The 14,453-nt window shown below is 41.2% G+C and carries 17 protein-coding genes and 1 pseudogene; 8 read left to right on the forward strand and 10 right to left on the reverse strand.

Annotated features, from left to right (window positions below; all coding sequences use genetic code 11):
• A pseudogene (locus tag QZY09_RS17850) lies at positions 1-576 on the forward strand (GNAT family N-acetyltransferase); the annotation flags it as partial.
• 19 nt (positions 577-595) lie between these two features.
• Here QZY09_RS17850 and QZY09_RS17855 read toward each other — a convergent pair.
• Positions 596-937, reverse strand: a complete 342-nt coding sequence (locus QZY09_RS17855) for a helix-turn-helix transcriptional regulator (RefSeq protein WP_096351696.1) — start codon at positions 935-937, stop codon at positions 596-598.
• A 574-nt stretch (positions 938-1,511) separates the two neighbouring features.
• On the opposite strand from QZY09_RS17855, the gene QZY09_RS17860 reads away from it, so the two are divergent.
• Entirely contained in the window at positions 1,512-1,919 is a 408-nt protein-coding gene (locus tag QZY09_RS17860; protein ID WP_295674596.1) for an Rrf2 family transcriptional regulator, read from the forward strand.
• Positions 1,920-1,968: 49 nt separating this feature from the next.
• A complete protein-coding gene (locus tag QZY09_RS17865) occupies positions 1,969-2,610 on the forward strand; it encodes an NAD(P)-dependent oxidoreductase (RefSeq protein WP_295674598.1) in 642 nt (213 codons plus the stop codon).
• 220 nt (positions 2,611-2,830) lie between these two features.
• Here QZY09_RS17865 and prmA read toward each other — a convergent pair whose 3' ends face one another.
• The 8 genes from prmA to mce form a co-directional block, all read right to left on the reverse strand.
• On the reverse strand, positions 2,831-3,667 hold the full coding sequence (gene prmA / locus QZY09_RS17870; protein WP_295674600.1) for a 50S ribosomal protein L11 methyltransferase: 837 nt from the start codon (positions 3,665-3,667) through the stop codon (positions 2,831-2,833).
• 23 nt (positions 3,668-3,690) lie between these two features.
• Complete coding sequence (locus tag QZY09_RS17875; protein ID WP_295674601.1) at positions 3,691-4,113, reverse strand: hypothetical protein; 423 nt, start codon at positions 4,111-4,113, stop codon at positions 3,691-3,693.
• 61 nt (positions 4,114-4,174) lie between these two features.
• Positions 4,175-4,693, reverse strand: coding sequence for a hypothetical protein (locus QZY09_RS17880; RefSeq protein WP_295674602.1), 519 nt, complete (start codon positions 4,691-4,693; stop codon positions 4,175-4,177).
• A gap of 15 nt (positions 4,694-4,708) precedes the next feature.
• The gene (gene tpiA / locus QZY09_RS17885) at positions 4,709-5,473 is read right to left on the reverse strand and encodes a triose-phosphate isomerase (RefSeq protein ID WP_295674603.1); all 765 of its coding nucleotides are present in this window, start codon (positions 5,471-5,473) and stop codon (positions 4,709-4,711) included.
• A gap of 133 nt (positions 5,474-5,606) precedes the next feature.
• On the reverse strand, positions 5,607-6,791 hold the full coding sequence (locus QZY09_RS17890) for a GlmU family protein (protein ID WP_295674604.1): 1,185 nt from the start codon (positions 6,789-6,791) through the stop codon (positions 5,607-5,609).
• 71 nt (positions 6,792-6,862) lie between these two features.
• Positions 6,863-7,111 (reverse strand): type B 50S ribosomal protein L31, encoded by a 249-nt coding sequence (locus QZY09_RS17895; protein WP_295674606.1) that lies wholly within the window; start codon positions 7,109-7,111, stop codon positions 6,863-6,865.
• A gap of 462 nt (positions 7,112-7,573) precedes the next feature.
• A complete protein-coding gene (locus tag QZY09_RS17900) occupies positions 7,574-8,038 on the reverse strand; it encodes a hypothetical protein (protein WP_295674607.1) in 465 nt (154 codons plus the stop codon).
• 4 nt (positions 8,039-8,042) lie between these two features.
• A complete protein-coding gene (gene mce, locus QZY09_RS17905; protein ID WP_295674608.1) occupies positions 8,043-8,444 on the reverse strand; it encodes a methylmalonyl-CoA epimerase in 402 nt (133 codons plus the stop codon).
• A gap of 105 nt (positions 8,445-8,549) precedes the next feature.
• On the opposite strand from mce, the gene QZY09_RS17910 reads away from it, so the two are divergent.
• The 5 genes from QZY09_RS17910 (at position 8,550) to QZY09_RS17930 (ending at position 13,497) form a co-directional block, all read left to right on the forward strand.
• Positions 8,550-9,761, forward strand: coding sequence for an IscS subfamily cysteine desulfurase (locus QZY09_RS17910; RefSeq protein WP_295674609.1), 1,212 nt, complete (start codon positions 8,550-8,552; stop codon positions 9,759-9,761).
• Positions 9,762-9,857: 96 nt separating this feature from the next.
• Positions 9,858-10,271 (forward strand): Fe-S cluster assembly scaffold IscU, encoded by a 414-nt coding sequence (gene iscU, locus QZY09_RS17915; protein WP_096357388.1) that lies wholly within the window; start codon positions 9,858-9,860, stop codon positions 10,269-10,271.
• 84 nt (positions 10,272-10,355) lie between these two features.
• Positions 10,356-10,682, forward strand: a complete 327-nt coding sequence (locus QZY09_RS17920; RefSeq protein WP_295674610.1) for an iron-sulfur cluster assembly accessory protein — start codon at positions 10,356-10,358, stop codon at positions 10,680-10,682.
• A gap of 134 nt (positions 10,683-10,816) precedes the next feature.
• Positions 10,817-11,521 carry a DUF2625 domain-containing protein gene (locus QZY09_RS17925; protein ID WP_295674611.1) on the forward strand — a complete coding sequence of 235 codons (705 nt, stop codon included), beginning with the start codon at positions 10,817-10,819 and terminating at the stop codon, positions 11,519-11,521.
• A 62-nt stretch (positions 11,522-11,583) separates the two neighbouring features.
• A complete protein-coding gene (locus tag QZY09_RS17930) occupies positions 11,584-13,497 on the forward strand; it encodes a long-chain fatty acid--CoA ligase (protein WP_295674612.1) in 1,914 nt (637 codons plus the stop codon).
• 90 nt (positions 13,498-13,587) lie between these two features.
• Here the strand turns inward: QZY09_RS17930 and QZY09_RS17935 are convergent, their stop codons facing one another.
• A complete protein-coding gene (locus tag QZY09_RS17935; protein ID WP_295674613.1) occupies positions 13,588-14,271 on the reverse strand; it encodes an HAD family hydrolase in 684 nt (227 codons plus the stop codon).
• Positions 14,272-14,453 lie beyond the last annotated feature (182 nt).

The raw sequence follows: 14,453 nt of genomic DNA on the forward strand, positions 1-14,453 counted from the left end.
GAGCGTTTTTATAAAATAGCAAAATGGGTGACAAAAAAGCCGGGCTACGAGTTTAAGCACCTGGTAGCAAAAGAGATCGACAAATTCGCGGCTGATTTTATGGAAATTTATAACGATGCCTGGCGGGATTTTGAAAACTTTGTACCGATAACCTACGCTACCATCCTGGAAAGCTTCAAGAAAATGAAGCCACTCATGGACGAAAACCTAATCTGGTTTGCGTATGTAAACGGTGAGCCGGCCTCCTTCCTGATCATTTTACCGGACGCTAATCAAATGCTGAAACCCTTAAAAGGAAAACTGAATTTGTTGGGGAAACTTAAGTTTTTGTATATGAAATATACTGCCGTTACAAGAATGAGGGCCATTGTGATGGGCACAAAACAAAAATTCCAGAATCATGGTATTGAATCGGCATTATTTATAACCCTTGGCGATTATGTTTTGCCATTGAAAAAATACACAGAACTGGAACTATCATGGGTTGGCGACTTTAATGACAAAATGCTGGCTATGCACGCGGCCATGGGAGTTGCCTTCGGGAAAAAACATTTAACCATGCGCTGTATCTTTTAATCGCCGCAATAAAGCAGTATTAAGCGATAATGCGGTTGTGGCGCAATTCCTCAAAAAGTTCAATAACTTTCTTTTGCAGGTCGATCACTTCCGTCTCGCGGTCCATTAACTTCTTGTTAATAACCTCCAGTTCATTAATAACTTTCTGGTCCTGTTCAGCATCACTAAAAGTTAGTAATTGCACTACTGACATTTCAAACAACGCCGAGATCTGTTCAAGTCTCGATAAATTGATGTCCGTAATACCGGTTTCAATTTTTGAAAAGGCCGGAATAGATATATCTAACCGCTTTGCCACATCTTCCTGGCTCCATCCCTTTTGATGACGTAATAACCGAATTTTTTTTCCAAGTGTCTTCATGTCTGTCTAACTAAGGGTGTAGGTTTCCCATAGGTTAATAAAGTTACAATTATATTTAATATATACCTAATTATCAACTATTTTGAATAATATTTTTTTGTAATCATTCAATCTTTTTGTTAACAGGTAATTAGCCTCTTTTAATTTGTATTATAATACAACCACAAGATACATCCAAAACCCTATTTCTATGATAAAAAGCGTATTTTATTTATAATCCGTGCGTTCCCACTAAAATTATGTTCAAATCAGTGTTTTCCAAAACATATTGTGGCCAATAACCTGTTGCGATTTATATTGGCCCTGTATTGATCCTGCTGTCCGGCCTGGATATTACAGTTTATATTTGTAGAAATAATATCAGAATGCTCATAAAATAGGTTAGAAATTAATGCTCGACAAACTTTAATATTTTTCCAACTGGTTAAATTTGCTATTCGATGGCATTTGCATTATTTTAAATGATTTGCGCCTGGGATATATCATAATCCTGTAATAAATTAAAAAATCATTAAAAAACGAATGAAACAAGTAAAAACAAGCTATATTTGATCTGTAATTTTATTTATTACAAATGAACGGAAGATTTTCGATAGCAATTCATATCATGACACTACTTACCAAAGCGGAAGGTGAATTGCTGTCTTCTGAATTGATTGCTTCAAGCATAAATGCAAATGCCGCTTTGGTTAGAAAAGAACTGAGTAATCTGCGCAACAACGGTTTAATTATAAGCAAGGAAGGAGCTGCAGGCGGCTATGCACTCGGCAAAGATGCAGCGCAGATCAGGCTTTCAGATATCTATCAGGCCGTTAAACGGCAATCTATTTTAGGACAGGCCAAAAACTTGCCCAACCCCGCCTGCCCGGTTGGACGGCAAATAAACCAACACCTGGATACTTTGTATAAAGAAGTTGAAGACAGCCTGACCGAAAAGCTGGTGACTAAAACCCTTGCTGAGTTTACCGGTCAATTTGACTAAAAAAATTTAAATCAAACTGTAACATATTTAATTACAAAAAAAAACCAACATGAAAGTAGTATTAATAGGAGCATCAGGCTTTGTAGGAACACCGGTTTTAAATGAACTATTAAACCGTGGACACCATGTAATCGCGATCGTACGCAACGCTGACAAAATCGCCGTAAAAAATGAAAATTTAACGCTGGAACCAGCTGATATATTTAACACCGGGCATTTAGCCGAACTGATTAAAGGCAGCGATGCGGTGATCAGTGCTTACAACCCGGGGTGGACCAATCCTGAGATTTACAGCGACTTTATAAAAGGTTCTGAATCAATCCAGGAAGCTGTAAAAAAAGCAGGTGTAAAACGCTTATTGGTTGTTGGCGGTGCAGGTAGCCTCAGGATTAATGGCGCACAACTGGTAGACGGCCCTCAGTTTCCGGCTGAATATAAAGCCGGAGCTACCGCTGCCCGCGATTTCCTGAACACTTTGTACAAGGAAAATGATTTAGACTGGACATTTTTAAGCCCCGCAATTAACCTGCACCCAGGCGAACGTACTGGTAAGTTCCGCCTCGGAACTGACGAGCCGGTTTTTGATGCAGCAGGGAAATGCGAAATCTCGGTTGAAGATATGGCCGTAGCGATCGTTGATGAGATTGAAAATAATCATTATATCAAAAAACGTTTTACCCTGGGGTATTAAACAAATTTGGCTGCTTAAAGCCTCTGTTTTGCGTATAACATTATACTAATCGTAGCTGGTTATCATCGAAGCATTGGTTCTTTGTGCACTCCTAAGTGCTTTCTTTGTGCTCTTTGCGGTAAAATCAACCAAAAGGGGCACAAAGGATTCACTAAGATTCACTATGGCAGAATATCACATTACTTTTGCCTACGTTCTTTTAAAACAGGCCATTTCATTATTAGTTCACAAACTTCGCCGCTACCCAATCTTTATTGGTCTTATGACTGATGTATTTTAGTCCGTGTTTTGCTGCTTCGGCTATAATAATATCAAGATCAGGCGTTTCATAAAACCCGCTGAAATATATTTCGCCGCCCGGTTTTAATACTTCTCCATACCGCTCCATCTGGTCGAGTAAAATATTGCGGTTGATATTGGCGAGGATAATATCAAATTGCTCGTCAGGGATTACTTCTTTTGATCCGCAAAGCGCTATGATATTATTCACCCCGTTAAATTTTGCGTTTTCAATAGTGCTATCAAAGCAAACCGGGTCATAATCAATTGCTGTAATTTCCCCCGCGCCAAGTTTAGCCGCCATAATGGCTAAAATCCCGGTACCACATCCCATATCCAATACTTTTTTACCGGCAAAGTCTGTTTCAAGGATCCATTCCAGCATCATGGACGTGGTTTGATGGTGCCCGGTACCAAATGCCATCTTTGGATCAATCACAATTTCATAAGGAAATTCGGGCCGCGGATGGTGAAATGTCGCCCGCACAAAAATCCGATCACCAATGGCTATCGGTTCAAAGTTGCTTTCCCATACTTCGTTCCAGTTTTTTTGAGGGATTAGGGTTATTTCATAACTAAAGGAGAACATGTCTTTATACATCGCCACCTGTTCGTCCAGTTTTTCCTGGTCAAAATCAGCAGTCGGGATATACGCTTTAAAGCCAAAGTCAACTTCCTCAAAAGTATCAAACCCTATTTCGCCTAAAGCATTAATAAGCAGGTCCTGCTGGTATTCTTCGGCAGGTATCGTAGTGAACAGTAATTCGTAATAATTCATGAGGTTAGATTTTAGCAAAGTTTTTATTCAATGATGATCAGCGCAACAAAATTGATCAACCAATAAATAAGTTGAACGGCCGACATAAACAGAAAAACTTTTAGTAAATGATGGACACTAGTAACTTTATCCCAAATAGGATAACTAAGTGCGCCAGCCATCATAAAACAAACAAAAACAAAGGAAAATATCGCCCAAAACCTGGCTGATGCCGACTTAGTTAGTACTTTATTCCAGATTGGGACAACTATCAGTAACTGCGTTAAAATAGCAACAATAAATAATAAAGGGAGTGCATACCTGTAGTAGGCCATAAAACCGTCCAGGCTACCGGTACCTATCTGGCCAATATTCAGGTTAAAATAATGAGAACTATACCTTATCGCAATAAAATAAAGGCAAAACCCTATAAAAGGTGGCAACAGAACTTTTAACAGCTTCTTCATTATATGTAGCTAACGCGGATTTTCTCGACTGATGAATCAATAAAAAGTAAAAGTTCTATCATCAAATTGCCTGGAGTTTTTGAGATTTTAAATTCCTGATGTACGATCTGTCCAAAAAATAAAGCGTAATAACATTCAGAATGCAGTAAGTCACAATAAAGCCACTCATCAACAAAATCAAATTAACTAATTCATCTGTATTAGATTGATTGATGCTTGGCCCCAACTGGTTTGACCATGTACAATACCCAAGCAATCCGGCAATCAGCACTGAAATAAGGATGCTGATAAACAATGAAGATAACAGCACCCGCCGAAATTTATACAGCCACCTGTTCCACACCGGCACAAGGATTAACCATTGCACGATAAAAAGGACCACCAGCACCGCTGGCACGATGTAATAATCGAAAGCCTGCGAGCCGGACATCGCCCATTTGCCTGCTTTTGAAAGATCGATGGGATTTAACAGCGAATCAACCTGGATACAAAGCAATGGTACATTCAGCGCAATTAAAACAGGCAAAAATATTTTTGCCGCCCGTTTGCCAAAACTTTGTTTTGTCCGCTGAATGCCCATATTTAAAATTGGATCTTAATTGAAAACCTTTACGATATCAACAAAGTCGCGCGATTTTAACGAAGCGCCACCGATTAACCCACCGTCAATATCCGCACAGGCAAATAATTCGGGAGCGTTTTTAGGGTTGCAACTGCCACCGTATAGGATAGTGGTATCGTCAGCAACTTCCTGTCCGTATTTTGCAGCGATCTCTTTACGGATAAAGGCATGGATCTCCTGCGCCTGGTCAGACGAAGCAGTAACGCCAGTTCCGATAGCCCAAACGGGTTCGTAAGCAATAACTAATAAGCTAAATTGTGCTTCATCCAAATGAAAAACCCCTTCAACCAATTGGCTTTTGATGATATCAAAATGCTGGTTGGCTTCGCGCTCCTGTAACGTTTCGCCGATGCAGAAGATTGGTTTCAAACCATTTTTTAAAGCAGTATCGGTTTTTTTGGCTAACAAAGCGTTGTCTTCGCCAAAATACTGGCGGCGTTCTGAGTGACCAAGGATCACATATTCAGCGTCCACAGATTTGATCATTTTTGCAGAAATCTCGCCGGTATAAGCGCCAGATTCGGCCTGGTGAGCGTTTTGAGCGCCTACCGAAACTTTATCATACCCTTTTGCCAGTTGAACAAGGCTGTGCAGATGAATAAACGGGCTGCAAACCACCGCCTGCTGATTTCCTGTAATTTCATCCTTTACCATATTGATCACTTCTGAAAATAAGCTTAAACCTTCGTTATAATCCAGGTTCATTTTCCAGTTTCCGGCAACAATTTTTTTTCTCATTTTAATGTTTGGTTGATTGTGTTTATCTGTAGGGCCGCAACATTTTGCGCCCCCTGTGTTGTGTTCTTTATTTCAATATCAATTTACAACGTGGGCGCAAACCCGGGCGTAAATTTTTTTACAAACGCGGGTTTCAAAACCTTCGAAACTCCTGCGTCAGTTCAAATACCTTGCACAAAATTTCCTTTTCGTTCTCATCAAAATTTCGGTGATCGCGGCGGGCAAAAACCTTTTCGGCCGTATCGAACATTTTTTTGATAGAATAGACCTCGTACCCCCCTGAGCCGCCCCATGAAAAATCAGGCACAAAATTCCTTGGGAATCCCGCTCCGAAAATATTGGCGCTCACCCCTACTACCGTACCGGTATTAAACATGGTATTGATAGCGCATTTGGAATGATCGGCCAGGATCAGACCGCAAAACTGTAAGCCTGTTTTACGGAAACGCTGGGTAGTATAATCCCACAGCTTTACTTCTTCGTAATTATTTTTCAGGTTGGAGTTATTCGAGTCTGCGCCGATATTACACCATTCGCCAACTACCGCGTTACCCAGGTAACCTTCGTGGCCTTTTGAGGAGTAACCCCATATCACCGCGTTATTCAACTCGCCGCCCACCCTGCAATATGGCCCAACGGTGGTAGCGCCATAAATCTTTGTCCCCATTTTTACCTGCGAATGTTCGCAAATAGCAAAGCCCCCCCGAATATGGGTACCTTCCCAAACCTCGGTATTTGCAGCAAGGTAAATAGGGCCGTTAGTAGTATTAAAGGTAGAGCATTCGGCTAGGGCGCCTTCTTCAGCAAAAAAATCATTACCAATGATCGTATTGGTTGAACTTATTTTAGCGCTGCTGCGCCCTTTGGTGAGCAGTTTAAAATCTTTGCGCAGTTCGGCATCATTGTTCCTGAAAATATCCTCGGGGTATTTAATAACAACAGGGGTATGTTTCAGGTTAACCACGGTGCCTGTTGCAACTCCAGGTTCAAAGCTTGCAGCAAAATCCCGGTTTAATTTGATAGCGATCAATTGATCGCCGTATTTCAACACGTCACCATACTGTAATTGGCCAATGGCTTCAACTATATCCTCATCCGGGCAAACTGCACCGTTGATAAATATATTCTCTGCTTCAATATTTACAGGGAATTTACCCTGCAGCCAGGATTGTGTATGCCATGAAAAGTCGCTATTTAAATATTTGGCCCACTTTTCGGCAATGGTTAAAATACCGATACGCAAATCGGCAACCGGGCGGGTAAACGTTAAAGGCCGTAGAGTTTGGTGTGCGTTATCGTCAAAAAGGATAATTGCCATGGCGCAAAAATAAAAAAATCCCTCCGCGTTTGGGCGGAGAGATTCATCAATATTTTAAATAATCAAGGTGATTATTTTTTGTTGTAACGGGTGCGGAATTTATCAATACGCCCTGCAGTATCAACCAGCTTCATTTTACCGGTATAAAAAGGGTGTGAAGTATGCGAAATTTCCAATTTGATCAATGGATATTCGTTACCATCTTCCCACTTCACTGATTCACGTGAGTCGATGCATGATTTAGTGATGAAAGAATAGTCATTTGACATATCTTTAAAAACAACTAATCTATAATTTGAAGGGTGCAGATCTTTTTTCATTGTATTATTACTTCTTATAAAAGAGGTGCAAATGTATCACTTATTTTATATTTCTGCAAGTTTTTTTAGTTCATGGATAATGGTTCATCGTTCATGTTTTTTTTACTTTGATAATCAGCAATTTAAACTCAGATAAATTTCCATTTAAAGAAATTTAATTTGAGCTAAAACCAAACTCTTTAGCTTAAACATCCTGGTATTTAAAGCCCGTTGTCCCCCTTGCTAAATCAATGCCCCAGAGGGGCTACCGCTTTGTAGCATATAAATAAAGAAAGTTTTTTGCCACGTTAGTGGCTACCCTTCGCGAATTATCAATTTGTTGTAAATAGGTATTTGGGCATTCCCGCTGATAGAGGCGGGCCGCGCTATCCGCTCATACTTCACAGGCCTTAATCACGGGCCGGTATCCGCTTCTATCGCTAACGCAGAAAAACACGTTTAAAATCGATAAATACTCCACCTTTATTTATCATACTCAATCACCGTATCGACTTTCCCATTTCTCAAATTAATAATCAGCGTACTGGGATCAATGCCGGTAATTTCCGGTCGGAAACCTATATAATAATAAAATTCTGTTTGGCTTGTATCGCTGTTCTTACCTAAAACATATTCCACCTGCGCCCGCGTTTTACCGATTAATAATTTTCTTTTGATAAGGTCGTGGGTATATTCGTAGCGTCTGTCTGAATCTGCCTTCCATGCGTTCTCATCAAAATCACGGTTGGGATAATATTGAACCGTTTCAACCCAACCAAATATTAGCAAAAAATAGAGTATGGGGATTGTAACAACGGTCAACAACACCGTTATTATTCTTTTTCTCGCTTTTGATTGGTTTTTTCTAAAAACCAATCGCCAAAAGAAGAATACCGGAATAGCGGCAATCACCAATAAGATCACAACGGATAAAAAATCAACTCCCATAATACTAACTGATCTCCTGGCACAACTCCACCAACACCCCACCCGCACTCTTCGGGTGCACAAAACAAACCCATTTATTATCCGCGCCGCGTTTTGGCTCTTCGTTCAACAAAACAAAACCCTCATTTTTCAAACGGGCCATTTCGGCTTTGATATCATCCACCTCAAAAGCAATGTGATGGATCCCCTCCCCTTTTTTGGCGATGAATTTAGCGATCTGGCTGTTCTCATCCGAAGCTTCTAATAGCTCTATTTTATTTGGCCCGGATTGCAAAAAAGCGGTTTTAACGTTTTCAGACGGCACATCCTCTGTTTTATAGATAGTTGTATTCAAAAGCTTTTCATACAAACTGCCTGCCGCGCTTAAATCGCTTACTGCAATACCGATGTGCTCTATCTTGTTCATGTCCAAATATTGTAAATTATTGGCGGCTTAAGTCAATTTCTCCTTATTTTTAATGATTTTAAATAAACTTTATTTACTTTTGTATTGTTAAGTATTTAAAGCAATATGAACCTCCCGATATATTTAGACAATAACGCCACTACACCCATGGATCCCAGGGTTTTGGAAGCTATGCTGCCTTATTTTACCACAAAGTTTGGCAACGCCGCAAGCCGTAACCATCCGTTTGGCTGGGTAGCTGAAGAAGGTGTTGACTATGCCCGCGAACAAGTGGCAAAACTGATTGGTGCAAGCGAAAAAGAGATCATCTTTACATCCGGCGCTACAGAATCAGACAACCTTGCTATTAAAGGCGTGTTTGAAATGTATAAAGAGAAAGGTAACCACATCATTACCACTGTTACTGAGCATAAAGCTGTGCTTGATGCCTGCAAACACTTGGAAAAATTGGGCGGTAAGGTAACTTACCTTCCTGTTAAAGAAGATGGCCTGGTTGACCTGGAATTGCTTGAACAAAGCATGACCCCTGAAACTATTTTGGTTTCGGTAATGTATGGCAACAACGAGATCGGCGTCATACAACCTATCAAAGAAATTTCGGCCATTGCACACAAGCATGGCGCCTTGTTTATGACTGATGCCGTACAAGCAGTTGGTAAGATCCCGGTTAATGTAAATACCGACGGCATCGACCTGCTGGCATTATCGGCACATAAAATATACGGACCTAAAGGGGTTGGCGCATTGTATGTACGCCGCAAAGGCCCGAGGGTTAAAGTTACCGCACAAATGGACGGCGGCGGTCACGAACGCGGTATGCGTTCAGGTACGTTAAACGTCCCCGGTATTGTGGGCTTAGGTAAAGCCTGTGAATTATGCGGACTGGAAATGGAAAGCGAAGCAAAACGTTTATCCGCCCTGCGCGATAAATTACAGAATTCATTAACGGTACTGGAAGAAAGTTATGTGAACGGAAACATAGAACACCGCTTACCACACGTCGCCAATATATCTTTCAAGTATGTTGAAGGCGAAGGTTTGATGATGGCTATGAAGGACCTGGCGGTATCATCAGGTTCTGCTTGTACTTCAGCTTCACTGGAACCATCGTATGTATTAAAAAGTTTGGGCCTGTCTGATGACCTGGCGCATTCATCTATACGTTTCGGACTTGGCCGTTTTACTACCGAAGAGGAAGTAGATTACGCCATCGAAGTAACCAAAAAATCAGTTAACCACCTCCGCGAACTTTCACCACTATGGGAAATGTTTAAAGAAGGTGTCGACCTGAGCAAAATAGAGTGGGCAGAACATTAATTGATGTGCAAATATGCGGATGTGCAAATGTGCAGATGCATAAAGCCCGTTTAACTCACTAATTCACTAATTCAATAACTCACTAATTATAAAGATATGGCATATTCAGATAAAGTAATCGATCACTACACCAATCCGCGCAACGTGGGCACTTTGGATAAAAGCAGCCACAAAGTTGGTACAGGCCTGGTAGGTGCACCTGAATGCGGCGACGTGATGCGCCTGCAAATTGAGGTAGGTGAAGACAATGTGATCACCGACGCTAAATTTAAAACCTTTGGCTGCGGATCGGCAATTGCTTCGTCATCATTAGCAACAGAATGGCTTAAAGGCAAAAGCATTGATGATGCCATGAAGATTGACAACATGGATATTGTTGAAGAACTCGCCCTTCCGCCGGTAAAAATACATTGCTCGGTATTGGCTGAGGATGCAATTAAAGCCGCCATCAATGATTTCCGCGTAAAAAACGGCATGGCGCCAATTGAATCAGAAAAGGTTCACCACTAATTATAAATGGTGGGCCGGGGGAAGTGAGTAGTTTGATCAAATATGCAAACTCAAGACTTGCGACTCGAGACTTAAGACTAAAAAATGGTAACTGTAACAGATAAAGCAAAAAGCAAAATAGACAACCTGATCCAGGATGCGGGGCTTGATGGCTCCTATTTCCTCAGGGTTTCTGTTAAAGGAGGTGGTTGTTCGGGCTTATCGTATAATCTCGATTTTGATAACGAGATAAAAAAAGGCGATCAGTTTTTTGAGGACCGGGGCGTTAAATTTGCCCTTGATATGAAATCATTCCTGTACCTGGCCGGAACCGAACTTGATTTTTCGGACGGGCTAAACGGCAAAGGTTTTAATTTCCATAACCCAAATGCCAGCCGTACCTGCGGCTGCGGCGAAAGTTTTTCGGTGTAACACAGTAAAAACAAAATTAATAGGAAGGCTCCATTTATGGGGCCTTTTTTATTTGCTTACCTTATATTTACCACTTTGAACCTAACTAAAATAATATGGCGGTTAAATCATGCTTCCTTTTAATCATTATTTTTTTGAAAACCAGTATAAACTCATTTGCTCAAAACAAATTACGTACCATTACAGAGTTATCAGCTGATTCGTCTGGTTGGACCGCTTTCAAAAAAGCAACCGAAATAGCCCGGAATAAATTTGAAATTTTACCTGCGGACCGCGAAAAGGCTAAAGAAGCCTTATATCAAACACAGGTAACAACCCACTCAATAATGGGAGCCATTATTTACAATACCGGCGGGATACTTTTTGATAACGGATGGATTCGTGTGTTGGGTTCGGGAAATAGCAGGTTAAACCGAAGCTTACCCGCCTGGAACAAGGGCAAAAGCTTTAATGATTTGGGCGAGCAACCAAAATTTCTCCTGGTTGCAGATGACGTTGTTGGTGGTTTTTTTGCTATAAATGGAGGTGCCTTTGGGAAAGACATGGGGCAAATCTACTACCTGGCACCTGATGACCTGAAGTGGGAGGATTTAAAAATTGGCTATACCGATTTTATAAACCTGTGCCTGGTTGGCAATATGGATGAATTCTATGGCGGTCTAAGATGGGCTGCGTGGAAAACTGACCTAGTCATGGTGCATGGCGATGAGGGATTTTCAATTTATCCATACCTGTGGACCAAAGAAGGCAAAGACATCAATAGCGATTCCAGAAAAATAGTCCCCGTTCAGGAATTGTATGATTTCGAAACAAATACCCTCGAACAACTTCACAAATAACCTGTTTGCTTTTATTGCCAAATAAATTAGATTTGTTACCCAGTAAACCCGATTTAAACTTAATGAACACGGTAGCCAACAAATCAACCATTCCTGGCCTTATACGGAATATTGTAAAAAATATCCACCCGGATACCCATACTTTTATGAGCCATAAAGTTGCTGATACCTGGATAGATATCAGCTATAAGGAAGCGCTTGAAAAAATTGACGCCATCTCCGCCTATTTTCTCGAGATCGGCATCAAAAAAGGCGACCGACTGGCATTGATCATTGAAAACGGGCCGGACTATGTTTATTACGACCAGGCACTGCAACAATTAGGCGCAATAAACACATCCATATATCCCACCCTAAGCGAAGCCGAAATTGAGTATATTTTAAATGACTCCGGCGCCCGTGCTATTTTGTGCGGCAACCCGTTTTTATTTCGCAAAGTGCTTAAAGTAGCCAATAACTGCCCGGCATTAGTCAGGCTGATCCCGGCATTTGATGACTTTGAAAAATTCACCAACAAACTGAACCTGAACACCGGTGTCATCAGCTTTGGGCAATTGATGGACGAAGGCAATAAACTGGTTGAAAAACACCGCACTGCGATAAACATTGCCCGCGAAGCTATTTTACCCTCAGATCTTTCCTGTTTGATCTATACTTCGGGCACCACTGGTACGCCAAAAGGTGTTATGCTCACCCATTTTAACCTTACTGAAAATGTGAGGGTGAGCCTGATCCAGATCCCGATTATTGTTAAAGACGATATATTTTTATCCTTCCTGCCGCTATCCCATGTTTTTGAACGTACCGCCACTTACCATATCTGCCTGTACACCGGCAGCAAAATAGCCTTTGCTCAAAGCCTTGATCTGCTGGCCAAAAACATGGCCGAAGTTAGGCCAACCGTAATGAACTGCGTACCGCGACTTTTAGAGCGCATCCACGACCGTGCTATGAAAAATGGCACGTCTGCCGGTGGTGTTAAATCGAAGATCTTTTTGTGGTCGTTAAAAATTGGCCGCGATGTGAGGCTGGTAAAAGAGGCCGGTAAAAAACCGGGGCTTATTTTAAGCCAGCAGCATAAACTTGCCGAAAAACTGGTATTCAGTAAGATCAAGGAAAAAACTGGTGGTCGCCTAAAGATCATGCTTTCGGGCGGTGGCGCTTTGCCAAAAAACATCGGTGAGTTCTTCGGTGACCTGGGCATAAAAATACTGGAAGGTTTTGGGTTGACAGAAACTTCGCCGGTAATGGCCGTTACCGAAACCGACCGAATTATTTACGGCACCGTTGGCCGCATTATTCCCGGTATTGAAGTGGCAATCCAAAACGTGGATACCAAACAGATTTACACTATCCAAACGCACGATACTTTTAAAGAAGATTTTCAATCCGAAGAAGGCGAAATTATCGTCCGCGGGCATTGTGTAATGAAAGGCTACTGGAATAAACCTGAGGAGACTGCATCTGTAATTGATCCTGACGGCTGGTTCCACACCGGTGATATAGGCCGCTATTACCGTGGCAACCTGCAAATTACCGACCGCCTTAAAAATATGCTGGTAAATGCGTACGGTAAAAACATTTACCCAACGCCAGTTGAAAACACCTACTTAAAGAGCCCGAAAATTGAGCAGGTATTTTTAGTAGGCGATAAACGGGAGTATATTACCGCCATTGTTGTACCATCAAAAGAAAGCCTGCAGGAAGCCTTTAATTTAAGTGAAAGCTTTTTTGAAGAACCCGACTGGTTTATCGAGGAGAAGGAAATTATAGACTGGGTTGGCCAGGACATCAAACGCCTTTCCAACGAACTGGCCAAATTCGAACGCATCAAACACTTTAAAGTAAAACGTAACCCCTTCAGCATTGATGATGGCGAGATCACTCCTACAATGAAAGCCAAACGTAAAGTGATCGAAAAGAAATACGCCCAGCCTATTGACGAAATGTATTTACAGGAAGCAGAGGCGGATTGATAAATTTCGGAATTTCGATTTCGGATTTAATTACTTTTTTGAATTTAAAGATTTGACAACTTTTGAAAAGCTGTCAAATCTAAAGTGCTCCTATAAAAACGCCAATACCTCCCTTATCACCTCCACACTCTTAAACCTTTCATCATCAATGGTATCCTCGATATGTTCGTGCGCCCAGGTAATATGGTAAGGCACATGCACGCCATGCCCGCCAACGTTTAATACCGGCAAAATATCACTTTTAAGGGAGTTACCCACCATCATCAGTTCATTTGGCTGAATATCCAGGTGTTTGATCAGTTTCAGGTAATTGGCATCGTCCTTTTCGCTCATGATCTCGATATGATGAAAATAGTGACTAATGCCAGATTTTTTTAATTTGCGTTCCTGGTCGAGCAGGTCGCCTTTGGTGGCTACTACCAGCCTGTATTTATCTTTCAGGGCATCCAGCACTTCTTCAACACCGTCAAGCAGCTCAATAGGCCGGTTCATCATTTCCTTACCCAATTCAATGATCTTCCCTATAACTTCGGTACTTATTTTGTTATCGGTAACTTTCAGGGCAGTCTCAATCATCGACAACACAAAACCTTTAATGCCGTAACCATAAAAGCCAAGGTTTTCAATTTCGATTTTAAACAGCTCGCGCTCCAAACCCTGCTGCGAGGAGAATTCACCCAATAAATTATAAAACTGTTCTTCCGTATGCCTGAAATAGGGTTCATTTACCCAAAGGGTATCGTCCGCATCAAAAGCAATTACTTTTAAATTCATGGGGTAAAGTTAAGCTATTAAGTAATTTGCAGTAATTTTATTCAATTTGTAATAATCACATTGTTTTTTAGGTATATGAAAACATTAACGGTAAATATTGAGGATGCTTTATCAGAAAAGGCTATTACAGCCGTTTTGGACGCCCTGAAGTTAGACTATGAAATTGATGACATTACTCAATA

Origin of the sequence: uncultured Mucilaginibacter sp. (assembly GCF_903913935.1) — a bacterium.
Lineage (GTDB): Bacteria > Bacteroidota > Bacteroidia > Sphingobacteriales > Sphingobacteriaceae > Mucilaginibacter.